General features: G+C 62.6%; 26 protein-coding genes. 12 read left to right on the plus strand and 14 right to left on the minus strand.

All coding sequences use genetic code 11. The features are described 5' to 3' along the window. Positions 1-5: 5 nt before the first annotated feature. On the plus strand, positions 6-806 hold the full coding sequence (locus tag EOB36_RS01565) for an ATP-binding cassette domain-containing protein (protein ID WP_095487170.1): 801 nt from the start codon (positions 6-8) through the stop codon (positions 804-806). A gap of 130 nt (positions 807-936) precedes the next feature. After that, the gene (locus EOB36_RS01570; RefSeq protein WP_128284123.1) at positions 937-2,562 is read left to right on the plus strand and encodes a CHASE domain-containing protein; all 1,626 of its coding nucleotides are present in this window, start codon (positions 937-939) and stop codon (positions 2,560-2,562) included. A gap of 94 nt (positions 2,563-2,656) precedes the next feature. Here EOB36_RS01570 and EOB36_RS01575 read toward each other — a convergent pair whose 3' ends face one another. The 6 genes from EOB36_RS01575 to EOB36_RS01595 form a co-directional block, all read right to left on the minus strand. After that, positions 2,657-2,899 carry a YMGG-like glycine zipper-containing protein gene (locus EOB36_RS01575; RefSeq protein ID WP_095487166.1) on the minus strand — a complete coding sequence of 81 codons (243 nt, stop codon included), beginning with the start codon at positions 2,897-2,899 and terminating at the stop codon, positions 2,657-2,659. 79 nt (positions 2,900-2,978) lie between these two features. Next, positions 2,979-3,305, minus strand: coding sequence for a hypothetical protein (locus tag EOB36_RS01580; protein WP_128284124.1), 327 nt, complete (start codon positions 3,303-3,305; stop codon positions 2,979-2,981). A gap of 134 nt (positions 3,306-3,439) precedes the next feature. Continuing rightward, on the minus strand, positions 3,440-3,622 hold the full coding sequence (locus EOB36_RS34265) for a hypothetical protein (protein WP_245467561.1): 183 nt from the start codon (positions 3,620-3,622) through the stop codon (positions 3,440-3,442). Positions 3,623-3,765: 143 nt separating this feature from the next. After that, positions 3,766-4,800, minus strand: a complete 1,035-nt coding sequence (locus tag EOB36_RS01585; protein ID WP_095487162.1) for a sensor histidine kinase — start codon at positions 4,798-4,800, stop codon at positions 3,766-3,768. Positions 4,801-4,955: 155 nt separating this feature from the next. Continuing rightward, a complete protein-coding gene (locus EOB36_RS01590; protein ID WP_023797107.1) occupies positions 4,956-5,123 on the minus strand; it encodes a DUF1328 domain-containing protein in 168 nt (55 codons plus the stop codon). 215 nt (positions 5,124-5,338) lie between these two features. Continuing rightward, positions 5,339-6,133: a response regulator gene (locus EOB36_RS01595; RefSeq protein WP_128284125.1), complete on the minus strand. Its 795-nt coding sequence runs from the start codon at positions 6,131-6,133 to the stop codon at positions 5,339-5,341. A 237-nt stretch (positions 6,134-6,370) separates the two neighbouring features. Here EOB36_RS01595 and EOB36_RS01600 point away from each other — a divergent pair, with 237 nt between their 5' ends. Together EOB36_RS01600 and EOB36_RS01605 are read left to right on the plus strand one after the other, a co-directional pair. Beyond that, positions 6,371-6,565 (plus strand): NepR family anti-sigma factor, encoded by a 195-nt coding sequence (locus tag EOB36_RS01600; RefSeq protein WP_095487158.1) that lies wholly within the window; start codon positions 6,371-6,373, stop codon positions 6,563-6,565. 3 nt (positions 6,566-6,568) lie between these two features. Continuing rightward, positions 6,569-7,120, plus strand: coding sequence for an RNA polymerase sigma factor (locus EOB36_RS01605; protein ID WP_128284126.1), 552 nt, complete (start codon positions 6,569-6,571; stop codon positions 7,118-7,120). A 39-nt stretch (positions 7,121-7,159) separates the two neighbouring features. Here the strand turns inward: EOB36_RS01605 and EOB36_RS01610 are convergent, their stop codons facing one another. Continuing rightward, positions 7,160-7,540, minus strand: coding sequence for a response regulator (locus EOB36_RS01610; protein WP_126104627.1), 381 nt, complete (start codon positions 7,538-7,540; stop codon positions 7,160-7,162). 349 nt (positions 7,541-7,889) lie between these two features. Between EOB36_RS01610 and EOB36_RS01615 the strand changes: the two genes are divergently transcribed. Together EOB36_RS01615 and EOB36_RS01620 are read left to right on the plus strand one after the other, a co-directional pair. Further along, complete coding sequence (locus EOB36_RS01615; protein ID WP_095487154.1) at positions 7,890-8,216, plus strand: DUF883 family protein; 327 nt, start codon at positions 7,890-7,892, stop codon at positions 8,214-8,216. Between the two features lie 11 nt (positions 8,217-8,227). After that, positions 8,228-8,692 (plus strand): hypothetical protein, encoded by a 465-nt coding sequence (locus tag EOB36_RS01620; protein WP_127204271.1) that lies wholly within the window; start codon positions 8,228-8,230, stop codon positions 8,690-8,692. Positions 8,693-8,790: 98 nt separating this feature from the next. Here the strand turns inward: EOB36_RS01620 and EOB36_RS01625 are convergent, their stop codons facing one another. Next, complete coding sequence (locus tag EOB36_RS01625; RefSeq protein ID WP_245458149.1) at positions 8,791-10,308, minus strand: HWE histidine kinase domain-containing protein; 1,518 nt, start codon at positions 10,306-10,308, stop codon at positions 8,791-8,793. A 178-nt stretch (positions 10,309-10,486) separates the two neighbouring features. Here EOB36_RS01625 and EOB36_RS01630 point away from each other — a divergent pair, with 178 nt between their 5' ends. After that, complete coding sequence (locus EOB36_RS01630) at positions 10,487-10,687, plus strand: hypothetical protein (RefSeq protein ID WP_095487148.1); 201 nt, start codon at positions 10,487-10,489, stop codon at positions 10,685-10,687. Between the two features lie 29 nt (positions 10,688-10,716). Here EOB36_RS01630 and EOB36_RS01635 read toward each other — a convergent pair whose 3' ends face one another. Beyond that, positions 10,717-11,637, minus strand: a complete 921-nt coding sequence (locus EOB36_RS01635) for a diacylglycerol kinase family protein (protein ID WP_126104630.1) — start codon at positions 11,635-11,637, stop codon at positions 10,717-10,719. A 290-nt stretch (positions 11,638-11,927) separates the two neighbouring features. Between EOB36_RS01635 and EOB36_RS01640 the strand changes: the two genes are divergently transcribed. Further along, positions 11,928-13,328 carry a PRC-barrel domain-containing protein gene (locus tag EOB36_RS01640; protein ID WP_128284127.1) on the plus strand — a complete coding sequence of 467 codons (1,401 nt, stop codon included), beginning with the start codon at positions 11,928-11,930 and terminating at the stop codon, positions 13,326-13,328. Between the two features lie 49 nt (positions 13,329-13,377). On the opposite strand, the gene EOB36_RS01645 is transcribed toward EOB36_RS01640, so the two are convergent. After that, a complete protein-coding gene (locus tag EOB36_RS01645) occupies positions 13,378-14,955 on the minus strand; it encodes an alkaline phosphatase family protein (RefSeq protein WP_127204269.1) in 1,578 nt (525 codons plus the stop codon). A gap of 224 nt (positions 14,956-15,179) precedes the next feature. On the opposite strand from EOB36_RS01645, the gene EOB36_RS01650 reads away from it, so the two are divergent. The 4 genes from EOB36_RS01650 to EOB36_RS01665 all read left to right on the plus strand — a co-directional run bounded on the left by EOB36_RS01650 (position 15,180) and on the right by EOB36_RS01665 (position 18,279). After that, positions 15,180-16,112: a VOC family protein gene (locus tag EOB36_RS01650; protein WP_095487140.1), complete on the plus strand. Its 933-nt coding sequence runs from the start codon at positions 15,180-15,182 to the stop codon at positions 16,110-16,112. Positions 16,113-16,122: 10 nt separating this feature from the next. Then, complete coding sequence (locus tag EOB36_RS01655) at positions 16,123-16,746, plus strand: alpha/beta hydrolase (RefSeq protein ID WP_128284128.1); 624 nt, start codon at positions 16,123-16,125, stop codon at positions 16,744-16,746. A gap of 3 nt (positions 16,747-16,749) precedes the next feature. After that, entirely contained in the window at positions 16,750-17,049 is a 300-nt protein-coding gene (locus EOB36_RS01660) for a GNAT family N-acetyltransferase (protein WP_029348700.1), read from the plus strand. Positions 17,050-17,220: 171 nt separating this feature from the next. Continuing rightward, positions 17,221-18,279, plus strand: coding sequence for a dipeptidase (locus tag EOB36_RS01665; RefSeq protein ID WP_127288440.1), 1,059 nt, complete (start codon positions 17,221-17,223; stop codon positions 18,277-18,279). A 250-nt stretch (positions 18,280-18,529) separates the two neighbouring features. Here the strand turns inward: EOB36_RS01665 and EOB36_RS01670 are convergent, their stop codons facing one another. The 4 genes from EOB36_RS01670 to EOB36_RS01690 all read right to left on the minus strand — a co-directional run bounded on the left by EOB36_RS01670 (position 18,530) and on the right by EOB36_RS01690 (position 23,409). Then, complete coding sequence (locus tag EOB36_RS01670) at positions 18,530-18,790, minus strand: hypothetical protein (RefSeq protein ID WP_128284129.1); 261 nt, start codon at positions 18,788-18,790, stop codon at positions 18,530-18,532. Between the two features lie 2 nt (positions 18,791-18,792). Further along, positions 18,793-20,028, minus strand: a complete 1,236-nt coding sequence (locus EOB36_RS01675; RefSeq protein WP_128284130.1) for an aminomethyltransferase family protein — start codon at positions 20,026-20,028, stop codon at positions 18,793-18,795. A 209-nt stretch (positions 20,029-20,237) separates the two neighbouring features. Continuing rightward, positions 20,238-21,803, minus strand: coding sequence for an NAD(P)/FAD-dependent oxidoreductase (locus EOB36_RS01685; protein ID WP_128284131.1), 1,566 nt, complete (start codon positions 21,801-21,803; stop codon positions 20,238-20,240). After that, positions 21,790-23,409, minus strand: a complete 1,620-nt coding sequence (locus tag EOB36_RS01690) for an NAD(P)/FAD-dependent oxidoreductase (protein ID WP_128284132.1) — start codon at positions 23,407-23,409, stop codon at positions 21,790-21,792. Before EOB36_RS01690 ends, EOB36_RS01685 begins: the two co-directional genes overlap by 14 nt. Positions 23,410-23,443 lie beyond the last annotated feature (34 nt).

Here is a 23,443-nt window from a genome sequence, read left to right on the forward strand (position 1 = left end):
CGATCATGGTTGACACAACTGCTCGCACAGGCACGCCGTTGATCGATATGCGGAACATCTCGATTGCCTTTGGTGGTATTCGCGCGGTCGACGACGCGTCGATCGACCTTTTCCCGGGCGAGGTGGTGGCGCTGCTCGGCCACAACGGTGCCGGGAAGTCGACGCTGATCAAGATCCTGTCCGGCGCCTACAAGCGCGACTCGGGCCAGATATTCGTCAATGGCGAGGAGGCCTCGATCTCCAATCCGCGCGATGCCAAGAAATACGGCATCGAAACGATCTACCAGACGCTGGCGCTCGCCGACAATGTCGACGCCGCCGCCAACCTCTTCCTCGGCCGCGAGCTGATGACCGGCTGGGGCACGCTCGACGATGGCGCCATGGAGGCCGAGGCGCGCAAGGTGATGGGCAGGCTCAATCCCCGCTTCCAGCGCTTCAAGGAACCGGTGGTCAAGCTTTCGGGCGGCCAGCGGCAGTCGGTGGCGATCGCGCGCGCCATCCTGTTCAACGCCCGTATCCTGATCATGGATGAGCCGACGGCGGCACTGGGGCCGCAGGAAACGGCGCAGGTCGGCGAACTGGTCATGCAGCTCAAGGCCGACGGTATCGGCATCTTCCTGATCAGCCACGACATCCACGACGTGTTCGAGCTTGCCGACCGCGTCTGCGTGATGAAGAACGGTCAGGTCGTTGGCACGGCGCGCACCAGCGACGTCACCCAGGACGAGGTGCTCGGCATGATCATCCTGGGCAAGTGCCCGCCCGGTGCCATTCCGGGGCCAGGTGCGCTGAAGATCGCCGCCTAATGCGTCAAATAAGCCGGCTAAATACCTGTCATGTGATATGCCAGCCGTCATGATGGTTTGGCCGCGCCATTGTGTTGGCGCGGGGACTTGCCCATAAAGGTCGGGAACCGTTCATGGGCCGCAGCAGCAATTGAAGAAGTTCTTTCCGACCGTCGCTTTCATCGCCGTCGCGCTGGCCAGCCTGACGATGGCGGGATTCGCCTATTTCGCGACGCAGGAAGCGGCGCGGATCAAGTTCGAGGCGACGGCGGACGACGCGCTCAACCGGATCGATAGCCGCATCGACCTGCATCTGTCGCTGCTGCGATCGACCCATGCGCTGTTCGAGGCTCGCAATGGCGGCATTTCGCGGGGCGAGTTCAAGGCGTTCTTCGATGCGCTTGGTATCAACGACAATTTCGCCGGCCTGCGCGGCATCGGCTTTCTCCGACTGGCGAGAGCCGGCGACGAGGCAGCGGTCGAGCGTGCAATCCTGCACGACTATGGCGCCAGCCATCCAATCTATCCGGCTACGACGACGCTGCCATGGCGTACGCCCATCACGCTGTTCGAACCGCTCGACGCTTCCAATCAATCCAGCATCGGCTACGACATGTTCACCGAACCGGTGCGGCGCGAGGCGATCGAAAAGGCGATGGCCGACGACCAGCAGCACGCGACCGGGCGCGTGCAGCTAGGCCAGGAAACGGGTGCTGCGCAGACCTTCACCGGCTTCCTGGTTTTCGTGCGGCTCAACGTCGAAACCGCGCCGCACGGCATCGATGCGTCCAGATCCTCGACATCAGGCTTTCTTTATGCGGCCTTCCGCGCCCGCGACCTGTTCCAGACCGCGCTCAGCCGGACGCCGCTGCTGCCGGTCAATATCGAAATCTATGACGGCAAGGTGGATGCCGACCATCTTTTGTTCCAGTCGGAAACGCCGCCGGTGTCGACCTTCGGCGACAGGCTGGTGGTTTCCCGCAAGATCACTATCGCGGAACGCCCGTGGACCATCCTGTTCCGGCCGACAAGCGCCTTCTCGCAACCCTCCTCGCGTGCCATTCCGGTGATGCTCGGCCTGTTCGGGCTGTTGCTCGCGGGAACCATCGCGCTGGTGGCACGCTATCAGGAGCGGGCCTACGACGCGGTCTCGCTGCTTCATGAGACGACGGAAAAAAGCCTGCTCGAAAAAGATCTGATGCTGCAGGAGATGAAGCACCGCATCAAGAACTCGATCACGCGGGTGCTGGCGATCGCGCGCCAGACGGCGTCGCACGCCACCGACGTCCACGAGTTCTCCTCCTCCTTTTCGGCCCGGCTGCAAGCGATGGCGGCTTCCCAGGACATGCTGACGCGCTCGCGCTGGCAGAAGGCCGATCTCGGCGATCTCTTGCGCATCGAGCTTGGCCAGGTGTTCGGCAAGGAGCTTCCCGAGGGGATATTGTCGGGGCCAGAGGTGCTGCTCGACGAGACGACGACGCAAGCGCTCGGCCTGACCTTCCACGAACTGGCAACGAACGCGCTGAAATATGGCGAAACCGGCAACTCAGTCGGCTCGCTCAAGGTCGACTGGTCGGTCGAAGGCCGCAGGCGCGACAGGACGCTGGTTCTCAACTGGCGCGAAGTTGGCCAGAAGAAGCTCGAAGCACCTGTCAAAACCGGTTTTGGCACCAAGCTGATCGATTTGAACGTGACGCGAGAATTGCGCGGTACGATCAATCGCGATTTTCACGATGGCGGATTGAGCGTGGAAATCAGGATTCCACTGTCGGGCTGAAACGCTGCCGCAAACTGACCGTTTTCGAAGGCGCAAACAAGCAGAGACCGGACGAGCCGGTCTCTGCTTCTATTGCCTCGTGCGTTTGAACGGATCAGCAGCGAGCCGTATAGAGACGGCCACGGTTGTCGCGGTACTGGCAATAGCCATTGCGCAGGTTGCGCACCAGCAAGCCGGAACCGGCACCGATGGCTGCGCCGACGAGCGCACCCTTGCCTCCGTCAATCAGGCCGCCGGCCAAAGCACCGACACCGGCGCCGACGCCGACATCCCGCTCGGTGGTGCTGCAACCGCTGACTGCGACCACGGCAACCATGGCAATAATCATCTTCCGCATAGAGTCACTCCTCGCTTTGGCCTCACTTGTAGCTCCACCCGTCACTTATCATGCGAAAAAGGGTTTTGCCTGCTCGATTTTATTGTTGGCTAAGAGAATCTTTTACGGGGCGCGCGCCGTTCGAAACAACCTCGACGTTGGAAATCTCAACGGAAGCGTCGAGCGTGCCGTCTGGACGCACATTCCAGACGATCTGGTCGTAATCATCCTCCAGTGCCGGATCGACGGGCAGGCATTTGGCAATTACGCGCGGGGCCTGACCTTGCACATCGCCTAGGGCGAACGGACGCTCGGCGGTGCATTCCTGAGCGGTTTCGAACACGCTCACCGATGCGGGCAGTTCGCGGCATTCGGTCATTGTGTTCGAACAACCAATGACCAGCAGCACGGCAGCGATGTGTTCCATGGCGACGGTCCTCTCGCCATAAGAAACGGGCCACATTCGCCAAAGTTCCTCCGATGCAGGCTGGCCGCGATTGATTCGAGAAACAGGTCAACATGAGGCAAGCACAACCCGCCGGCCACTTTGGTTTCGATGCTCTAGATCAACTGGAACGCGGCGGCCAGGACGACCGCCGCGGCCAGCGCAATTGCGGCGACGCCGGGGGTCGGGAGGGAAGCACGGGGCGATGGCATCGCGGATGCTTCGAGATCCTGAAACCCGCCCATCGAAACGCGTGCGGCCTGTTCCAGCCTGTTGATGTCGGCAACCGTCAAGGCCACTCCTCCCGTGCTGCGCAGCAAACTGCGATCGAAAACGTCATGCGTAGCGGTGTCTGGGAAAAACAGCATCGGACTTTATGGTGAACAGGTGGTTAAAGCCGGGGCGGCCGGTATCAGTCCACTTTGGCTCGGCTGTTGTCCGTTCAATCGGTCTCGAAATTGCCGCGAGGAACAATAAGGCGATACTCGAGGCGGTCCCTGGTGATTTCAAGTGTCGCCGTGCCGTTCAGCGACGCAGGGACGACGCGCTCGAGCGCGACACTGCCAAAACGCTTCTCGCTGGGCTGATTGTCATTGGCTCCGATGGCTTCGGCCCATGTCAGCGACAGGGCGGTCTCACCAGCGGAAGCAGCCGTCAGATCGGCCGTCACCTCGACGAATCCGTCGGCTCGCGACAGCGCGCCGTAGCTGACCGAATTGACGGCTAGCTCGTGCATGGCCAAGCCGATATGCAGGGCGGCATTGGGGTTGAGGTATGGATTTGCACCCTGGAAACGCAGGCTGCGCGAGGGGTCGGCTCCATAGCGGCCTACCTGACCGGACACCAGTTCGCGCAGTGCCGCTCCCCGCCAGTTGGACGAGGTCACCAGATCCTGGGATGAGGCAAGCGATTGCAGCCGGCCGCGAAAGCGTGTCAGGAAATCACCGAGCGTGTCTGAATAACGGCTGGTCTGGGTGGCGATGCTCTGGATGATGGCCAAAAGGTTCTTCGAGCGGTGGCTGACCTCGCGCAGCAGCGTCTTCAGGGTCTGCTCGCGACGTTTCTGCTCGGTCGTTTCGACCATGGTGGTGACGACGCCCTGCACGGCGCCGCCGTCGTCGTGATCGGCATCCACCCATATTTGGAACCAGCGAACGCCATCGTCGGCGGGAATGCTGAGCTCAAGATGTTCGGGATTGCCGGATGCGATGACGTTGCGTTTGGCCGCACCGATACGCTCCGCCTGCGCCAGTGGCAGGTTGCCGTTGCTGTCGGCCGTATCGGAGGCCCATGGCGGGCGCATGTTGCGGGCCCAGACGGTTTTCATCTCGCGATCCTGATAGAGAACCGAGATGCCGGCATTGTGCAGCGCATGGAGAAGGGCCCGGCCAAGCTGCATTCCACTCTCAGCGGAATGCAAAGCGATGATCTCATCACTTCGTCCGCTGTCTTTCATGTCTCCGGCTCTGGATTGCATCGCACTTCACCCGCCCAGTCCAGGCTGAACGGATGACGGAAAAATGGGTTCCCAAAACAGGTCCGCCGAGCGACGTCCCGTTGAAGGACACCGCCCGGCGGTAGCTGGAAACCGCTTGAGGGGTGCGGCTCCCAGTGTCTGATCGCACCTAGCGTTCACGACGCCCGTTTGAACAAGCCCGCGATAAGCGAAATGATCAGGAAAGCGAGAAAGATGAAAAACAATATCTGCGCTATACCGGCCGAGGTGCCGGCGATGCCGCCGAAACCAAGAGCGCCTGCAATGATCGCGACGACGAGAAATACGAGCGCCCAGTAAAGCATGATCCATCTCCTTCGAATGGTGTGGCAAAAACGCCTTTCGCTGCCGTTTGTTCCACCATTTCCCGAAAAAGACGATCCCTGGAAATCTTTCCGGCCCGAATTGAATCGTCACGAGCAGGAAAGTTCGAGGCGCAAAGGACGTTTGCCAGCCGCAAAGGGCCAGCGTCGTCTGATCTGTGGAAAACAGAGCGGCGCTAGGCTGGGCCTATGCGGTCCTATGCAGCGGCTTTCGCATGCCGGTCGAAGAACAGCGCCTGGCTGATCAGGGCCTTGACCATCTCCGGATTGAACGGCTTGGTGACGAGGAAGGCCGGCTCCGGCCGCTCGCCGGTCAGGAGACGTTCGGGAAAGGCGGTGATGAAGATCACCGGCACCGGCGTGGACGACAGGATTTCGTTCACCGCTTCGATGCCCGAGCTGCCGTCGGCAAGCTGGATGTCGGCCAGCACCATTTTTGGCCGCGTCTTTGCGAACATAGCCACCGCCTCGACGTGGGTACGCGCAGTCCCGACGACGCGGTGACCCAGGCTTTCGACCATTTGCTCGATGTCCATGGCGATCAGCGGCTCGTCCTCGATGATCAGCACATCGGTTGCCACCTGGCGGGAAATCTCGTTGCTGGCCTCGGTGAGAAGTTCGGAGAACTCCTCATCGTCGACGTCGAGAATCTCCGCCGCCTCGTCTTCGCTGAAACCTTCGACGGCGACCAGCAGGAAGGCCTGGCGGGGGCGCGGTGAGATCGCGTTCAGATTGGCGGCGGCGCGCTGTTCCCATGCCGACTGCGGGTGCTCTTGCGGAACGCGGATGGCGACCGAGGTGAACAGCCTGGCGAAGACCTTGTAGAGCGCGATGCGGTCGTTCGACGCGTTCGGAAAGATGTCGACGTCGGCGATGATGGCTTCGAGCATCGCGGCGACCAGCGCGTCGCCACTCTCCTGAGATCCGGAAACGGCCCGCGAGAAGCGGCGCAGGAACGGCAGGTGTGGAGCGATGGTTGCGGATAGGCTCATGACGGACGTCTCCCTCTGACGTAAATGCATAGATTGCAGGCCAAGCTGATTACAAGTCCCGAAAATAGCCCTGAAAACACAAACGCCGGATTTCCGAAAAAGTTCCGATGGTTGTGGAACTAATATAATGGGACGGCGTTTGAGGTCGGGATGGGGCAACCCGACGAGGGGGCCGCTTGCTTTGCGTCTTGTGTTGAGGGGCGGCCGGGTGCTGGGAACAAAGGGCGAAATGAAGACATGACGAAAAATACCACGGCTGGCGCTGCAAACAGGCGCCGGGCTGCTTCCGGCGACCCGCTCGGGCCAAATTCGGAAATCGGCCGCAAACTCAAACAATATTACGACGAGCTGGTCTCCGACAATGTGCCGGATCGCTTCGCCCAATTGCTCAGCCAGTTGGAACGGGCCCAACCTGCACAGAAAAAGGACTGAGGCATGGCGGTTGTCTCCCAGAGCTTCAAGACCGATCTGCTCGGCTCGATTCCGAGCCTGCGGGCCTTCGCCGTATCGTTGACGCAAAACGCCGACAAGGCCGACGATCTGGTGCAGGAAACGCTGGTGAAGGCCTGGGACAAGCATGAAAGCTTCGAGCCGGGCACCAATCTCAAGGCATGGCTGTTCACCATCCTGCGCAATGAATTCTATTCGCAGATGCGCAAGCGCGGCCGCGAGGTGCAGGACAGCGATGGCATCATGACGGCCAGGCTAGCCGTCCATCCGGCCCAGCACGGCCAACTCGACCTCAAGGACTTTCGTAGCGCGCTCGAGCAATTGCCCGAGGACCAGCGCGAAGCCATCATCCTCATCGGCGCTTCGGGCTTTTCCTACGAGGAAGCCGCCGAGATCTGCGGCTGTGCGGTCGGAACGATCAAGAGCCGCGTCAGCCGCGCCCGCACGCGGTTGCAGGAAATCCTGAAGATTTCCGGCGATGACGAGTTTGGCCCGGACGCGATCTCGGCTCAGGTGACGGGGTCGAACGCCGCCTGAACACTGACCCCGGCAATACGCGCCTCCGTTTCCGGACCCTCAAACAGGAGGTCCGCGCCCGCACGCAGCCGCCACTGCCTGCACGAGGTCGTCTCCCGAATAGGGCTTGGTGACCAATCTGATATCGGGAAAGGACACCTTGATTTCGTCCATGTCGGAATAGCCCGAGGCGAAGACGAAAGGCACGCCCGATTCGCGCAGCCGCGAAGCGAAATCGAGCGTCGAAGCGCCGCCCAGCATGAGATCGACGATGGCTGCGTCGAATCGCAAGGCAACGTTCTTGCGATCGATCTCACCCAGATCGCGGGCGATGGTCACGTCGCCGGCGCCATAGTCGCGGCAAAGCTGCTCGACATCCATGGCGATCAGGAATTCATCCTCCAAAACAAGAATCCGCAATCCGTCAAGCAGGGGTGGCACGTGGCAATGTCTCCGTGGCGCGCAGGGAAAAGGGGAAGCGCAGGGAACAGAGGAGTCATGATCGCTATTTGGTGTCCTGTCATCTAAAGTTATTTGGCATTCTGTTATGTAAAAAAACACGTCCGTCGCAGACGACGGAATCTCGATCCTTCAACAGACGATCCGCAGGTTTAACTCGCGCTGGGAGGGTTGAGCGAGGAACGCCGGCTGCTGATCTGACGCCGGTCCTGAGATGTTCGGATCGGGCTGGACTCATACGCGGAAACACCCTTTCATGGACCTTGTTCCGATTTCGGAACCTTGGCGTGTATCGAGCGTTTGAAACCAAGCAAGCGCAAGGAGTTAAGCAATGGCGACTGCCGCAGGAAAGACCGCGAACGCAAGCCGGGCGAATTCGGATCTCGAGGCCGACATCAGGCAATTGAAAGCCGATATCGAAAAACTCACCAAGCAATTGGCCAAGACCGGCGAACATGGTTACGGGACGGCCCGCCGCGCCGCGACCGAAGGCGTCGAGCAACTGCGCGCCCAGGGCGAAGCGGCCTTCGACACCCTGCGCAGCAACGCCAAGGACCTCGAAGCGCAAGTGGCGGCGAGCGTGCGCGAAAAGCCGGTGACGTCGCTGGCGATCGCCGCCGGCGTCGGCTTTCTGTTCGCGCTTCTCGCGCGCCGCTAGCCTCAGCCCAGATGGGAATGCTGGCATCGCTGATCTCGGGCCTCGCCTCGGGTGAAACCGTTGCAGCCGTGCGTCGCGCACGCACGGCTGCAATCGTCTATGCGCTCGCGGCACTTGCAGCACTATGCGGCCTCGGTTTCCTCGTCGGAGCGGCCTATATTTGGGTGGCGGGCCGCTACGGGCCGATGGCAGCCTGCTTTGGTTTCGGAATCGGCTTCCTGGTGATCGCAGGGTTCCTCCTGCTTATTTATCAGCTGTCGGCCGGCGCGCGCGCCCGACGCAGGGCGCGGAGGCGCAATGCCGACATGAAGGCGGTCGGCATCACGGCTGCGCTCGCCATACTGCCGACGCTGCTCAAGGGGAAAGGTGGCCTGGCCACCATTCTCGGTCCGGCGATCGCACTCGCCGCCTACGCCATCTACCGCGAGAATATAAAGTCCGATGCCGACGATCCGGATGCCGGCGAAGTGAAATAGCTCGAAGCGATTCTTCTTGTTCGACCATGATCTTATCCGAAAACCGAACCCCACTTTTCGCTGACCAGGACCTTCGGTTCGGGATCAGGGTCGAGCCGTCACTTCGACAGATCCTCCAGCGGCATCGATATTTCGGCAAACACGCCTTCCGGCCGGAATTCGTGGGTCACTTCGCTGGAGATGACCTTAGCCAGGCTGCGGCGGATCAGGATCGAGCCGAAGCCGTGGCGTTCGGGCGAGGCAACTTCAGGCCCGCCGCTTTCGCGCCAGGTCAGCACAAGGCGCCGTGCGCCTTTCCGGCCCTGTGCCTTCCAGTCGAGATCGACCTTGCCCGCAGCCGCCGACAGCGATCCGTATTGCAGCGCGTTGTTGGCCAGTTCATGCAGGATCAGGCCGAGCCCGACCGCCTGGTCGGGCGAAAGCAGGAGATCGGCGCCTGAGATCGTCATGCGCGGCTGTTGGGCGGTGTCGAACGGCTTGACCTCGATCTGCACGAGTTCGCGAATGCCGATGCCGCGCCACTCGCGGTCGGACAGCAGGCTGTGGGCGGCGCCTAGCGCCTGAAGCCTGGCGCTAAAGGCTTCGAGGAACTCGCTCGGCTGGCGGGCATGGCGAACGGTTTGCGTCGCCAGTGCCTGCACGGTCGCCAGCGTGTTCTTGACGCGATGGTTCAGCTCGCGCAGCAAGAGCCGTTGCCGCTCGTCGCCGAGCTTGCGTTCGGTGACGTCGTAATTGACGCCGAAGATCAACGTCGGCTTGCCGTCGCCGTCGCGCTCGATGACACGGCCGCGCGTAGCGAGCCAGCGCGGCGGACTGAAGCCCTTGACGCGGTATTCGCCAAAATAGTCGTCACCGCTGGCCAGCGCGTCGCGAAAGTGCGTCTCGGTCTGGTAGACATCGCGCGGGTCGATGGCAGCAAGGATATCGCGCGCCCTTAGCCGATTCGAGCGCGGCAGGTCGAACAGCTCGGACAGCCGGACATCGCATTCGATCATATCGGTGGGGATATCCCATGCCCAGCTAGCGAGCGAGGCGGCGTCGAGCGCTATGGCGCGCCGCTTTTCCTCACGCGCCAGCGCCGCAGCGGCGCTGGCGCCGTTGCGGGTGGCGTCCTTCAATGCGAACAGGCTGGCGGCGAGACTGGCGAGCGCCGTCAATTGTTCGAGCTTGGCGGTAGACGGCGACGCGCGCGGCTTGCGGTCGAGCACGCAGAGCGTGCCGATCCGGGCGCCGGCTACCACAATCACCGCACCCGCATAGAAACGGACATGGTGCTCGCCGGTGACCAGCGGGCTGGCGTTGAAACGTGAATCCGTGCTCGCATCGGTCACCACCATCGGCTCGTCGCCGGCGGCAATGGCGTGGGCGCAGAAAGATGTATCGGTCGCGGCCTCGGTCTCATCCAGGCCGACACAGGACTTGAACCATTGCCGCTCGACACCGAGCAGCGTGACGAGCGCGATAGGTGCTTGCATCACCGCGGCGGCAAGAGCGCTGATACGGTCGAAGTCAGGATCGGCCGTCGTGTCGATTGCATCGAGACCGTGGAGCACGGCAAGCCGGTCCGCGGCGCCAACCGCGCCAAGCACATCGACCGGCAGAGTCGGCTTTTTCACTACCCTGCTATCCACAAGGCCCCCAAATGCATCGGCTTGCAGCCATTCGCGCTAGGCCAGTTGCCTGGCTCTGAAACCGGAACCTTCGCCTTGAGGAACCGTTACCCAACCACGTTTTGCCAGCGGCGCGCGCCGGCGCCAAACGACATGCTTGCGCCAAACAACATGGAGGCCGATCATGCCCAAGATCGTTCCTGAAGACAAAGCCCGCCAGGGACGCTGGGGGTGGCACACTTTCCGTATCTTGATCGCCGCACTGCTTTTGGCGTTTATCGCCTGGGGCATCGCGGAGATTTACGGCAACATGATAGACAAGACGTCGACAACCGAACAGGGCGAGCTTCCCAGGAACGAACAGGGCGAGATTCCCAAAGGCTGAAGCCTTCCGATCGACTGTGCCGGCCTGCATCACGCGGCCTTCGCTTGGACAGCGCGCGCCGGGACGAGAACGTTCAGCGCACCAGGACGGATTTCGATCGTCGTTTCGCGGTCAAGCCTGACCAGTTCGCCATCCATGACGGCTCGGAATTTCTTGGTTGCCGAGTGGACTTTCAAAACGGCCCGGTCGGCCTGGTGGATTTCGACGTGCTCGCTGTCGCGCCATTTGCCGCGCGCCATGTCGAAGAGGAACCTGATCAGTTCGCCACGCCGCCGCGCCACCGTGACATAGATGCCGAGCACGCCGCCGGCGGGATTGTCGGCATAGGGTAGATGACCCTCACCGAACAGATTGTTGGTGATGCCGATGCCGGTGGTGCGCGTCACGATCTCGGCTTCGCCGATAGTCAGCGTCACCTTCATTGCCGACGGATTGTTGATCGCCGCCCAGGCAGCCTTCGCCGAGGCCCGCATCTTTCCCAACCGCGAGCCAAACTCCATGGTCTGGCGAAGTTGAACCATCCTGGCATGCATGCCGATCGAGAACTGGTGCACGAATGGCTGGCCATTGGCGGTTGCCATATCGACTGCGATCACCTCGCCGTCGGCAAAGGATTTCACTGCCGCGTCAAGGGTCTGTGGGATGCCGAGCCCGCGCGCGAACAGGTTCATCGTGCCAGCCGGCAAAATGGCAAGTGCCTTCTTCTTGCCCATCAACCGAGCCGCCGCGGCCGAAATGGTGCCGTCGCCGCCACCGGCCAGAACAATGTCGATGCTGTGCTTCGAAGCGATGCGGTCCAGCGCTCTAACTATGTCATTGCCGGCAACGATGTCGATATCGATGGAGTGACCTGCTGCCTCCAATGTCTGGCGCATCCGGTCGGTGAACGCGGAAAGATCAATCGTGCGCAAGGTGCCGCCCTCCTGGTTCAGCACCGCCGCAAATCGCATCCCCCCGCTCCGTTTTTTCTTGTCAGCCATTGGGTGATCATCGACCAGGACAGACCCAGCCACAGGCTGAAACGGGGCGGCTGAAAAAAAGTTCCGCAGCTCTAACGAAAATACAGGCGCGAATCTCACCGGCCGACTGCCTGATTGGCGCGGTTCGGAGGGTTTTTTCACGACGCTCGCCATGGTTTCGGAACAACGGCGCGGTCACGACGTTGTGAATATGTAACGCCGCGACCAATCTCCCACCGGCGGCCCGTGGCGTGAACGAAATAACGCACGAGGAGATTACAATGATCCGCACCCTTTTAACCACCACCGCACTCGCAGCGTTGATTGCGACCGGCGCATACGCGCAGACGGCCACAACCCCGGCGCAGACGCAGGATCCAGCAGTCCAGGATACCGCTCCGGCTGCTCCCATTCCGCGCGCCGAAGGCAGCTTGGTAACCAATATCATCGGTGAATCTGTCTATAATGGCACAGCCGTCGATGCCGAGAACATCGGCAATGTCAGTGATGTCATCTTCGATGAAAACGGTCAGGCGAAATCCGTCGTCATCGGCGTCGGCGGCTTTCTTGGCGTCGGCGCCAAGAATGTCACTTTCGACTACAGCAAGCTGCAGTGGGCCGAACGCAATGGCGACCGCTGGCTGATTGCCCAAACCACAAAGGATGAATTGACGGCTCAGCCGGACTTCGATCGCAAGCCCTATGATCCGGCTCCTGCGGCCAGCGACACCACGGCCACGGCTCCTCCAGCCCCTTCTGGCGCGACCGATACCACCGCACAGAACGCTCCGGCGGCTCCGGCTGAACCGGCTCCTGCCGAACCCGTGAAGCGCGCCGATGGGAACCTTGCCACCAACATCATCGGTGAAACCGTCTACAACGGCACTGGCGACGATGCTCAAAACATCGGCGACGTGAACGACATCGTCCTGGCCAAGGATGGCATGGCCGAGTCGCTGATCATTGGCGTCGGCGGCTTCCTTGAGGTTGGCGAAAAGAACGTGGCCTATCAGTTCGACAAGGCCAAGTGGGCGGAGAGGGACGGTGATCGCTGGCTGGTGGCCGAGACCACGAAGGAGGGGCTGGAGGCGTTGCCGGAGTTCGACCGCAGGCCTTATGATCCCGCCCCGGTGACTACCGCATCCACTGACGCGGCGGCGCCGGTAGCTACCACCCCTACCGTCACTCCGGCTCCAGCACCGGCGGACAAGACGGCGCAAGCCCCCGCGGCAACGCCTGACACCGCTGCTCCGGCCCCAATGGACAAGACAGCCGAGGCTCCGGCTGCAGCAACGCCTGACGCCTCCGCCCCCGACCAGACGCAGACCGCTGCGATCGACAAGTCGGCGCTGACCGAAATGCCGGTCGACAAAATCCGGTCCGAGGATCTGGTTGGAACCACCGTCTATGGCGCCAATGATGTCAATGTCGGTGAAATTGGTGACGTCGTGCTGACGGGCGACAAGAAGGTCGACGCCGTCATCATCGACGTCGGCGGTTTCCTTGGCGTTGGCGAGAAGGAGGTGGCGATCGGCATGGACAACCTCAAATTCATGACCGACAAGGATGGCAAGCGCTATCTCTACACGAACTTCACCAAGGAGCAGCTCGAGGCGCAGGCCCCCTATGACAAGGCTACATATGCGCAAAACCGCGACACACAGCGCATGATCATGCGGTAGTTCGCTCCAACGATGAAAAAGGCCCGTGCCGGCAACGGCGCGGGCCTTTTCATGACTGGAAAGGTGGCAGGCCTGCGACGTGGCCGGCAACGCCATCCTCGGTCAGTTCGGCAAGCGCCAGCGACTGGTCGAGATGTTCGGCCCGCCAGGCAAGCAGCCTTTCGGCAAGCTCCAGCCGGACTGGCAAATAGGCCGGGTCGCCAGCGACATTGGTTAGCTCGTCTCGATCCTTCTCCAGGTCGAACAGCAGTGGCGGCAGGCCGCCGCCGAAATGTACATATTTGAATTTTTCCGTGCGGATGACGGCCAGATTGCACTGGCGCGGACCGATGCCGAAGTGGCGCTCGGCATCACCGTCGGCTACCGAGCGGAAATCGAACTCCCAATGCGCGGCCTCGCGCCAGTTGTCCGGCTCCCCGGCATCCAGGAACGGCTTCAGCGATTGTCCGTCGAGATGCGGCGGCGTTTCCTCGCCAAGCAGATCGAGCAATGTCGGCGCTATGTCCACCGCCTCACTGAAGCGGTCGACGCTGGCGCCGGCCGCATTGCGGCGACGCGGGTCGCGGATGATCAGCGGAATATGAAAACTGCCGTCGAAGAAGCCGCCCTTGCCCAGCATGTAATGGTCGCCCATCATCTCGGCGTGGTCCGAGGTCAGCACGATGATGGTGTCATCCCATGCACCCGCCGCCTTGACCGCCTGCCAGATGCGGCCAAGCTGCGCGTCGACCTCCGAGATCATGCCGTAATAGAGTGCGCGGATGCGGCGAAAATCGTCGTCGCCCCAATCGCGCACCTTGCCTTCGGCGCCGGGGCGGAATTTTGCCCGCTGCTGCTGGTCAAGATCATAGGCAAGGTAGGGGTGGCTCTCCGCCTCGGCCTGCCAGCTCGCGGCGCGGCTGAAGGCTGTGCCGTCGGCCGGATCATACATCGTATTGTAAGGCTCCGGCACGATGAAGGGCGGATGCGGGCTGAGGAAGGAGAGATGCGCAAACCACGGTGTGTCGCGCTCCTGTTCGCCAAGCCAGCGGACGAATTCGCCGGTCAGGAAAGCGGCTGGGGTCTCGTCCTTCGAATAGACGGGCGGTGCGCTGGTCACCGCGCTTTCGATCCTGCCTCCAGCCTCGTCTGCTGGGCGATGGATATCGGGAAAGCCGGCGCCGCTATCGATGCCGCGCGCCTTGAGCCAGGACAGCCACGGTTTCTGATGCTCCGGCAGGAGCTGGCGCACGGTGAAGCCGGGCAGCACGCCTTCGTAGCTTTTCAGCCGCGGGTCGCCTGGCGCCAGAGCGCGCGGGTCGGGCGACACGTCGGTATAGCCGAACAGCGTCGGATCATAGCCGAGGCTGCGCGCCGAGAGCGCGATGTTGCCGTGGCGGGCGTCGAGCGGCGTGCCGTTGCGGCAGACGCGGTTGTTCATCTGGTAGAGGCCGGTGTAGAGGCAAGCGCGCGCCGGCGAGCAGGGCGCCGCCCCGCCATAATGTTTTCTGAACAGTATGCCCTCGGCAGCGAGCGCGTCGACGTTCGGGGTCCGCACCACCGGATGACCGACAGCCGACAGACAATCGCCGCGCCACTGGTCGCAGGTGATCAGGAGAATGTTCTGGCGTCTGCCTTTTTCGGCCAATCGCTGTATCCTTCCCGATCATGTGTCCGTGCCGCTCATGGAGCCGAATTTTGGCGATGACGCAAGCCTGACGGGTTTTCTGAATAGTGAACAGAAATCGCCTTATTGTTCACTTTTCCAGCACAGTCTATTCTGCGTTTGCGGCCTTTGCCGCCGGCTGGCGGGTCCTCATATTGGCGTGGACCGCGGCATGGGCCGCACAGGACAAGGGAAGGAGCAGGAAAATGCTCGACCAGATCAAGGGCCTGCATCATGTCACCTCGATGGCCAGGGATGCACGCCAGAACAATGAATTCTTCACAAAAAAGCTTGGCCTGCGCCGGGTCAAGAAAACCGTCAATTTCGACGCGCCGGATGTCTACCACCTCTACTATGCCGACGAGGTCGGCACGCCCGGCTCGGTGATGACCTATTTCCCCTTCCCCAACATCGGCAAGGGCCGCCACGGCGTCGGCGAGGTCGGCACCACGGTCTATTCGGTGCCCGAAGGCACGCTCGCCTATTGGGAAAAGCGTTTTGCCGATGAGGGCGTCATGGGGCTGTCGCGCGAAGAAACATTCGGCGAGAAGCGGCTTGCCTTCGCCGGTCCCGATGGCGACGGGTTTGCGCTGGTCGAGAACAAGGCCGACCATCGTGCGCCATGGGCGAAAGCTGGCATTCCCTCCGACGAGGCGATCCGCGGGTTTCACTCAGTGTCGCTCAGACTCAAGGATGGCGGCGCCACAGAAGAGCTGCTGAAATTCATGGGCTATGAGGAAGTCGACACATCCGGCAACGTAAAACGGCTGGCAGTGAAGAACGGCAATGGCGCCAATTTCGTCGATATCGAAGCGCTGCCGGGCGCTGCTTTTGCTGATCTCGGCGCGGGATCCGTCCACCACGTCGCCTTCGCCGTCGAAAACCGCGCCAAGCAACTCGAAGTGCGCAAGGCGCTGATGGACACCGGCTATCAGGTGACGCCGGTGATCGATCGCGATTATTTCTGGGCGATCTATTTCCGCACGCCTGGCGGCGTGCTGTTTGAGGTCTCGACCAACGAGCCGGGCTTCGACCGCGACGAGGATACGGCCCATCTCGGTGAGGCGCTGAAGCTGCCGACGCAGCACCAGCATCTGAGGCCCTATCTCGAACAGCATTTGCAGAAGCTCGAAGACTGAGGACAGGGCCATGAGCAAGGACGCTTACATCCACAAGGTGCTGCCCGGTTCGCCGGGCAGCGCGCTGCTTTTCGTCTTCCACGGCACCGGGGCCGACGAGAGCCAGCTTCTGTCGCTCGGGCGCGATCTCGCGCCGCAGGCGACCATCATCTCGCCGCGCGGCGATGTCTCGGAACACGGTGCGGGACGCTTCTTTCGCCGCACCGGCGAGGGCGTCTACGACATGGGCGACCTGGCGCGGGCGACGGACAAGATGGTGGGTTTTATCAGGGCACATGTCGAGGCGGCAAAACCCTCGTCGGTGCTTGGCCTCGGCTATTCCAACGGCGCCAACATCCTGGCCTCGGTGGTGTTCGCTGCGCCGCCGCTTCTCGATGCGGCGGTGCTGATGCATCCGCTGATCCCGTTCGAGCCGCAGGTGCACGGCAGCCTTGCCGGCCGCCGCATCCTGGTCACCGCCGGCAGGCGCGATCCGATCTGCCCGCCCAACCTGACGTCGCGGCTGGAGGCGTATTTGCGCGCCGATGGCGCCGATGTCACAGTGGAGTGGCATGACGGCGGCCATGAGGTGCAGTCGAACGAGATCGAGGCGGCGCGGCGATTTCTGTCCGCTACGCCGGTAGAAGGAGCGTAAGCAATGCTTGACCAATTGCCGGAGATCGAACTGGAGGACCGCGGCTCCAAGGGCCGTTATCTCTTGCGCGGGCCGGACGGCGCCGAGGCGGAGATGACCTTCACCAAGATCGGCGAGCACCAGATCATCATCGACCACACCGAGGTGCCGGATGCATTTCGCGGCCAGGGTGCCGGGCTTCGCCTCGTCACCCGCGCCGTCGAGGACGCGCGCGCGGCGGGCAAGAAGATCATCCCGCTATGCCCGTTCGCCAACGCCCAGTTCCATCGTCACAAGGAATGGGCCGACGTGCTGAAACAGTAGGTTCGGCTCAATTCGGCCACCTGAGCGCGCGGGATGACGGTGGAAGAGCGGGTGGCCACAACGGGATAACGTCTCTGGCATTTGCGCAGTTCGCACATCTTGCCTAATTAGGCACATCGCCTGCAGACTGGCTGCGTCTGAGGCACACCCCCTTAACCGAATGGCTCCCTGATGACCGAATCCGATCTCGTCCCCGTCTTCGACGGCCACAACGATACGCTGCTCCGGCTCTATCAGTCGAAAGACACCGATGTCGAAAAGCTGTTCATCGAAGGGACGCAGGGCGGCCACATCGACCTGCCCCGCGCGAAGAAGGGCGGCTTTGCCGGCGGCATGTTCGCGATCTTCCCGCCGCCGGCTGAGAAATCCAGGCGCAGCGCGGTGCCGCCGGCACCCAGCGACAACGAGCCGTTGCCGCCTGAACTCTCCCGTGCCGACGCGCTCGATTCCACCATCGCCATGGCCTCGATCCTGTACAGGCTGGAGCGGGCGTCGGCGCTCACCGTTTGCCGCAGCGCCGGCGACGTGCGAAACGCGATGGCGCAAGGATCGATCGCTGCGGTGTTCCATATCGAAGGCGTCGAGGCGATCGACCCCGAACTGACGATGCTCGACGTGCTGTATGCCGCCGGCTTGCGCTCGCTCGGCATCGTCTGGAGCCGCCCGAACGCCTTCGGCCACGGCGTGCCGTTCCGCTTTCCGTCGACACCCGACACCGGACCTGGCCTGACAGATGCTGGCAAGGCGCTGGTCAAGGCCTGCAACCAGCTCGGCATCATGGTTGACCTTTCGCATCTCAACGAAAAGGGGTTTCGCGACGTCGCCGAGATCAGCGACGCACCGCTGGTCGCGACCCATTCCAATGTCCATGCGATCTGCGGCCATTCCCGCAACCTCACCGACTGGCAGCTCGGCGCGATCCGCGACTCGGGCGGCATGGTCGGGCTGAATTTCGCCACCGGATTCTTGCGCGAAGACGGCAGGATGAATGCCGACACCAGTCTCGACATCATGGCGCGCCATGTCGATTCGCTGCTGCAAGCACTGGGCGAAGACGGCGTCGGCCTCGGGTCCGATTTCGACGGCGCCATGATCCCGGCTGTGATCGGCGATGTCACCGGCCTGCCGAAGCTCATCGATGCGCTCGCCGCGCGCGGCTTCGGTCGCGCGCTGATCGAGAAGATCGCCTATCGCAACTGGATCAGCATGCTGGAAAAGACGATCGGGTAGGGTCTGCTGATATTCAGGTGATGCCGGCCTGCGAACGGCGGTTTTCTGCGCTTACCTACAGCGCCGCGCGCCCTATTGGGCGCGCAAAGGACGCTGTAGAACTTTGATTTTGCGCATGATCTTTCCGAAATCGATCTCGATTTCGGGGTCATGCGCGGGCTCACGTACTTTAAGTACGCTCCGCTCCGGTTCTCGGAAACCACCATTCTCGGCGCGGCCTGACCTGAATCTCAACACACCCTGGGGCGAGCTATTCAAAGCCTATGCGCTTCAGCCAGTCCCGGCCGATGCCGCGATCGCGGATGATCGGCAGCGGATCCGTCGAATCCAACCGCGCGCAGATGCGGTAGACTTCGAGCGTCTCGGCGTTCATCTCGCCGCGTTTGTAAAAGAACATGGCCGCGGCATAGCGCGTGCGGCCCGACCATTTTTCGCCGAGCGGCGTGTTGACCAGCTCCCACTGCTCGCTGGCTTCTGCATCGACGTCGTGCTTGTTTGCCTCATCCGTCATGGTCAGAAATCCGCCGGTGGACTGGCGGTGCGGCGGTCGAGCTTGATGAAGGGCCGCTGCACCACCTTGGCCCGCTTCATCAGCTTCTGGTATTGCAACTCGCGCATGGCGTAGATCTCGACCCAGAGGTCGTCGACGACCGTGTCGCCAAACGGCCGCGCCAGCGAGGCGAGGGCGATGTTGCGCTTGGCCATCGGTGACCACATGGCGGCGCTGACCAGCCCGACCTCCTGGCTTTTCCTGTAGTAGACGATGGCGTGTTCTGCGGGAATGTTGCCCTCGATCTCAAGCCCGACCAGCACATGGCGGAGACGCTTCTTTATCCGCGCGTCGACGATGGCGCGGCGGCCGTTGAAATGACCCTTTTGCAGGTCGATCATGAAGCCGAGACCGATCTCGTCCGGCATGCGCAAGCGGTCGGCACGGATGGCATGCTCGGACGTCGTGAAATCCGCATTGGCAACGATCAGCCCAGCCTCCAGCCGGGCGCGATTGAGTGCGGTGTAGCCGATGGCGCGGATGCCGCGTAATTCGCCGGCCAGTATCAGCCGGTCCCAGAGGCTGAGCGCCTTGGCGGCCGACGCGAACAGTTCGTAGCCGAGATCGCCGGTGAAACCGGTTCGCGAGATGGTGATGGTGCCGTGGTCATGCGGGAACTCGGCTAGATCAAAAACCCTCAGTCTTTCGATGCCGGCGAAACCGGCATCGCGCAATACGGCGAACGAGGTCGGCCCCTGCAGCGCTAGGCCGGCGACGGCCTCTGTTTCTTCCTCGACCGTCACGTCGAAGCCTGTGGCGCTATCCAGCAGCCACGGCAGATGCCGTTCCTGCGAGCACAGCCGGAACCGCGTCGGCGACAGGCGGAACAGCGTGCCGTCGTCGAGGACGAAACCGTCGTCGTCACACCAGGCGGTGTAGTGGACGCAGCCCGACTTCAGCTTGGTCACATCGCGCAGCGTGACGCGATTGAGAAAGGCCTGGGCGTCCGGCCCCTCGATGCGGTATTTCGTCATCGGCGAGATGTCGAACAGGGCCGCTTGGCTGCGGATGGCGAAGTATTCGAGCTCCTCGTCCCACAGCGAATGTGGAGCGCGGTAGCCGGCCCAATTGTACCAGTCATTGGTCCTGGCCAGCGCGTCGATGCGCGGCTGGAACGGCGTGCCGAGCCGCAAGGTACGGAAATGGGATTGTGCTGCGGCGCGGGCTGCTGAGGCGTCGAGGGTAGGTAGCTGATTCATGACTGCATTCCTTCGCGCCCCCCTCTGTCCTGCCGGACATCCCCCCACGAGGGGGGAGATCGGCAGCTTGGGCGCCTCCTCTTGTTCCTCGGGCGTTGGTGATTGGCGAAAGCGGGATGACGGCCAATCTCCCCCCAAGTGGGGGAGATGTCCGGCAGGACAGAGGGGGGCGCCGTAGAGCACGGCCTTGGCCGATTGAGTATTCATGCCTACCCCTTCATCCCAATAATGCGCCGCGCGGCATTCAGCCCTGGCGCGCCGGAAACGCCGCCGCCCGGATGCGAGCCGGCGCCAGCGAGGAACAGCCCGTCGATCGGCGTGTCGTAGCCCGACCAGCCGGAGACGGGGCGCGACATCAGCATCTGGTCGGCCTGCAGTTCACCGTGATGCCAGTGACCGCCCGGCATCCGGTAGCGCGCCTCGATGTCGGCCGGTGTCAGCAGCTCTGCATGAAGCACAGTCTTGCCGATTCCCGGCGCATAGATCTCCAATTGAGCCATGATCGCCTTGAGGAATTTCGACTTGCCAACGCTCCAGCCTTCTTTCAGCGCATAGGGCGCATACTGCACGACCGCAGACAGCACACAGGCGCCGTCCGGCGCCAGCGACGAGTCGGCAAGGCTGGGCAGCGTGATCTCCATCACCGGCTCGGGCGAGAACTCGCCGTACTTCGATGGATTGAAGGCGCGCTCGATATGATCGGGCGAGGGCGCCATCACCAGACGGCCCTTGTGGCCGGCGGCATCGACGCCGGTGAATTGCGGCGGCCGGTCAAGCGCCAGATGCAGCTTCGCCGCATCGCCCTTCATGCGGATGTTCTTCACTTTGCGGACAAAGCCGGTGTCGATCTCGCGCGGTCCGATAAGGTCGAAAAAAGTGGTCGCCGGATTGATGGCGGAGACGATCGTCTTGGCGCGGAGCATCTCGCCGCTGGCCAGCACAACGCCGACGGCGCAGCCTTTCTCGACGATTATCCTTGCCACCGGAGTCGCCGTGCGGATGGTCACCTCTGCCTTTTCCGCTGCAGCGCGGATGGCTGAAATGACAGCACCCATGCCGCCCTTTGGCAGAACCTGCGCGCCGGCAGTGCCGCCTGCCTCGCCCGCCAGCCGAAAGTAGAGACCGAGCAGCGAGGTCGGCGAGCGCGGGCCGAGATGGCTGCCGAGCGTGGCATCGAAGGCGAGCAGGCCCTTCAGCCTGATATCGGCAAGCTGCTCGTCGAGCAGGTCGGCAACGTTCATCAACAGCACGCGCAGGAAGTCTCGCATGTCCTCCTTGCCGAGCTTCTTCAACGCCATCGCAGCCTGGCCGAGCGATGCCGTCTCAAGCAGCGACATGCTGCCGAGATCGGGCGGCCGACGCGCAAGGAACGGCTTCAGGATGCCGGCGTAGCGCAGCAGTTGCGCACGCAGCTCCTTCCAGGCGGTCTGCTCGGAGGAACTGGCGCCGGTCAGCACCTCGCCATAGGCGCCGTGCAGGACAAGCGGCGGGCCGTCTTTCGACAGCGCCACGGACGGCACGAAGTCGCCGCGCGCGAATTGCAGCCCGTGCTTGTCCAGCTCCAGCGTCTTCACCACATCGGGGTGCAGGCGGTTCAGCAGATGGGCAATCGATGAGACGCGAAAGCCAGGTGCGAATTCCTCGGTGCGCGCAGCACCGCCAACGTCGCCGGCGGCTTCCAGCACCAGCACCTTTCGGCCGGCTTTCGCCAGCGTGGCGGCGGCGACGAGGCCGTTGTGGCCGCTACCGATGACAACAACATCAAATAACGTCATGGGCCGGGCTCATATGCTTAGTCGGCTTGGCAAGGTCGCGCAGGATTTCGGCCGCTGCATTGCGACCGGGCGCGCCCATGACGCCGCCGCCGGGATGGGTCGAGGACCCGCACATATAGAGCCCCGTGACCGGCGAGCGGTATTGCGCGTAGCCCGGCACCGGACGGTTGAACAGAAGCTGGTCGAAGGTCAGCTCGCCCTGGAAGATATTGCCTTCGGTCAGGCCGACCTCGGCCTCGATCTCACGCGGCGTGCGCACCTCCATATGGACGATGCGGTCGCGGAAGCCCGGCGAATACTCGGCGATCTGCGAAATCACGCTTTCGGCAAAACCATCGCGGTCGGCGTCGGTCCAGTCGCGGCCGTTCACCTTCGGTGGCGCGTACTGCACGAAGCAGCTCATGAAGTGCTTGCCAGGCGGCGCCATGGTCGGGTCGAGCGTCGTCGGGATCACCATGTCGAGGAAAGGGTCGGCCGACCAGCGTCCGGCCTTCCAGTCGTCATAGGCGCGCTCCATGCGCTCCATCGAATCGGTGAAATGCATATCGCCGCGATAGACCGGCGAATCCTTCGGCAGCGCCGGGAATTCGGGCAGCGAATCCAGCGCGATATTGACCTTGCCCGACGAGCCGCGGATCTTGAAATTCCTGACTCGGCGCAGGAAGACGTCGGGCAGTTCCTTTTCCTCGACCAGCTTGAGGAAGGTGCGTTTCACATCGGCGTTGGAGACGATGAGCTTGCCATAAATCTCCTCGCCGCCGGCCAGCATGACGCCTTTGGCCCTGCCGCGCTGGATCAGCACATGGTCGACCTCGGCGCCGGTGCGGATGGCGCCGCCGGAGGCCTGGAAGGAGGCGGCGAGCGCCTTGGTGACAGCGCCCATGCCGCCGCGCGCATAGCCCCAGGCGCCGACGGAGCCGTCGACCTCTCCCATATAGTGGTGCAGCAGCACATAGGCCGTGCCGGGCGACATCGGGCCGAGCGCAGTGCCGATGATGCCGGACAGCGCGAAATTCGCTTTGATGACATCGGTCTCGAAATATTCGTCGAGGAAATCCGAGATCGACATGGTCCAGAAGCGCAGCGTCAGCGCCATTTCCTCAGGCGTGAGCCCGGCGAACTTTCTGCCCAGATACAGAAGTTCGCCGAGGTCGCGTGGCCGGAAACTGGTCGGGTCGGGTGCAGTGCGCATCAGCAATGGCTGGATGAAGCGGCACTGCCGCGTCACGTCACGGGAATAGCGGTCATAGGCTTCGGCGTCGCGCTTGGAAAAGCGGGCGAACTCGCGCCGGTGAGCATCGTGATCGCGGTAATTGGCGAGATAGTCGCCATCCCTGGTGAACACCGCGCCGCCCTCGTAGGAAATCACCTGCAGGCCGAAGCGCGGCAGTTCGAGGTCGCGCATGATCTCGGGGCGAAACAGCGAGCAGACATAGGAGCAGTTGGAATAGAGGAAGCCAGGCGTCAATTCCCTGCTGGTGGCGGCGCCGCCGACCCAGCCGTTCTTCTCGACGACCAGCACGTCGAGCCCGGCGCGCTGCAGATAGCAGGCATTGACCAGACCGTTGTGGCCGCCACCGATGACGATCGCATCCCAGGATTTCATCTTGGCTCAGCCTTCATTTCTGCCCGACCGCTTC

This window comes from Mesorhizobium sp. M6A.T.Cr.TU.017.01.1.1, assembly GCF_004023115.1.
In the GTDB taxonomy this organism is placed as follows: Bacteria; Pseudomonadota; Alphaproteobacteria; order Rhizobiales; family Rhizobiaceae; genus Mesorhizobium; species Mesorhizobium mediterraneum.

What these genes read in the sequence shown, in the direction of transcription:
- EOB36_RS01635 (WP_126104630.1), bottom strand. Translation starts at nt 11,637, where the DNA reads ATGCGATTTGCGGCGGTGCTGAACCAGGAGGGCGGCACCTTGCGCACG.
- EOB36_RS01575 (WP_095487166.1), bottom strand. Translation starts at nt 2,899, where the DNA reads ATGCGGAAGATGATTATTGCCATGGTTGCCGTGGTCGCAGTCAGCGGT.
- EOB36_RS01640 (WP_128284127.1), top strand. Translation starts at nt 11,928, where the DNA reads ATGATCCGCACCCTTTTAACCACCACCGCACTCGCAGCGTTGATTGCG.
- EOB36_RS01565 (WP_095487170.1), top strand. Translation starts at nt 6, where the DNA reads ATGGTTGACACAACTGCTCGCACAGGCACGCCGTTGATCGATATGCGG.
- EOB36_RS01665 (WP_127288440.1), top strand. Translation starts at nt 17,221, where the DNA reads ATGACCGAATCCGATCTCGTCCCCGTCTTCGACGGCCACAACGATACG.
- EOB36_RS01620 (WP_127204271.1), top strand. Translation starts at nt 8,228, where the DNA reads ATGGGAATGCTGGCATCGCTGATCTCGGGCCTCGCCTCGGGTGAAACC.
- EOB36_RS01585 (WP_095487162.1), bottom strand. Translation starts at nt 4,800, where the DNA reads ATGCAATCCAGAGCCGGAGACATGAAAGACAGCGGACGAAGTGATGAG.
- EOB36_RS01595 (WP_128284125.1), bottom strand. Translation starts at nt 6,133, where the DNA reads ATGAGCCTATCCGCAACCATCGCTCCACACCTGCCGTTCCTGCGCCGC.
- EOB36_RS01600 (WP_095487158.1), top strand. Translation starts at nt 6,371, where the DNA reads ATGACGAAAAATACCACGGCTGGCGCTGCAAACAGGCGCCGGGCTGCT.
- EOB36_RS01655 (WP_128284128.1), top strand. Translation starts at nt 16,123, where the DNA reads ATGAGCAAGGACGCTTACATCCACAAGGTGCTGCCCGGTTCGCCGGGC.
- EOB36_RS01685 (WP_128284131.1), bottom strand. Translation starts at nt 21,803, where the DNA reads ATGACGTTATTTGATGTTGTTGTCATCGGTAGCGGCCACAACGGCCTC.
- EOB36_RS01615 (WP_095487154.1), top strand. Translation starts at nt 7,890, where the DNA reads ATGGCGACTGCCGCAGGAAAGACCGCGAACGCAAGCCGGGCGAATTCG.
- EOB36_RS01660 (WP_029348700.1), top strand. Translation starts at nt 16,750, where the DNA reads ATGCTTGACCAATTGCCGGAGATCGAACTGGAGGACCGCGGCTCCAAG.
- EOB36_RS01650 (WP_095487140.1), top strand. Translation starts at nt 15,180, where the DNA reads ATGCTCGACCAGATCAAGGGCCTGCATCATGTCACCTCGATGGCCAGG.
- EOB36_RS01690 (WP_128284132.1), bottom strand. Translation starts at nt 23,409, where the DNA reads ATGAAATCCTGGGATGCGATCGTCATCGGTGGCGGCCACAACGGTCTG.
- EOB36_RS01580 (WP_128284124.1), bottom strand. Translation starts at nt 3,305, where the DNA reads ATGGAACACATCGCTGCCGTGCTGCTGGTCATTGGTTGTTCGAACACA.
- EOB36_RS01675 (WP_128284130.1), bottom strand. Translation starts at nt 20,028, where the DNA reads ATGAATCAGCTACCTACCCTCGACGCCTCAGCAGCCCGCGCCGCAGCA.
- EOB36_RS01590 (WP_023797107.1), bottom strand. Translation starts at nt 5,123, where the DNA reads ATGCTTTACTGGGCGCTCGTATTTCTCGTCGTCGCGATCATTGCAGGC.
- EOB36_RS01670 (WP_128284129.1), bottom strand. Translation starts at nt 18,790, where the DNA reads ATGACGGATGAGGCAAACAAGCACGACGTCGATGCAGAAGCCAGCGAG.
- EOB36_RS01630 (WP_095487148.1), top strand. Translation starts at nt 10,487, where the DNA reads ATGCCCAAGATCGTTCCTGAAGACAAAGCCCGCCAGGGACGCTGGGGG.
- EOB36_RS01605 (WP_128284126.1), top strand. Translation starts at nt 6,569, where the DNA reads ATGGCGGTTGTCTCCCAGAGCTTCAAGACCGATCTGCTCGGCTCGATT.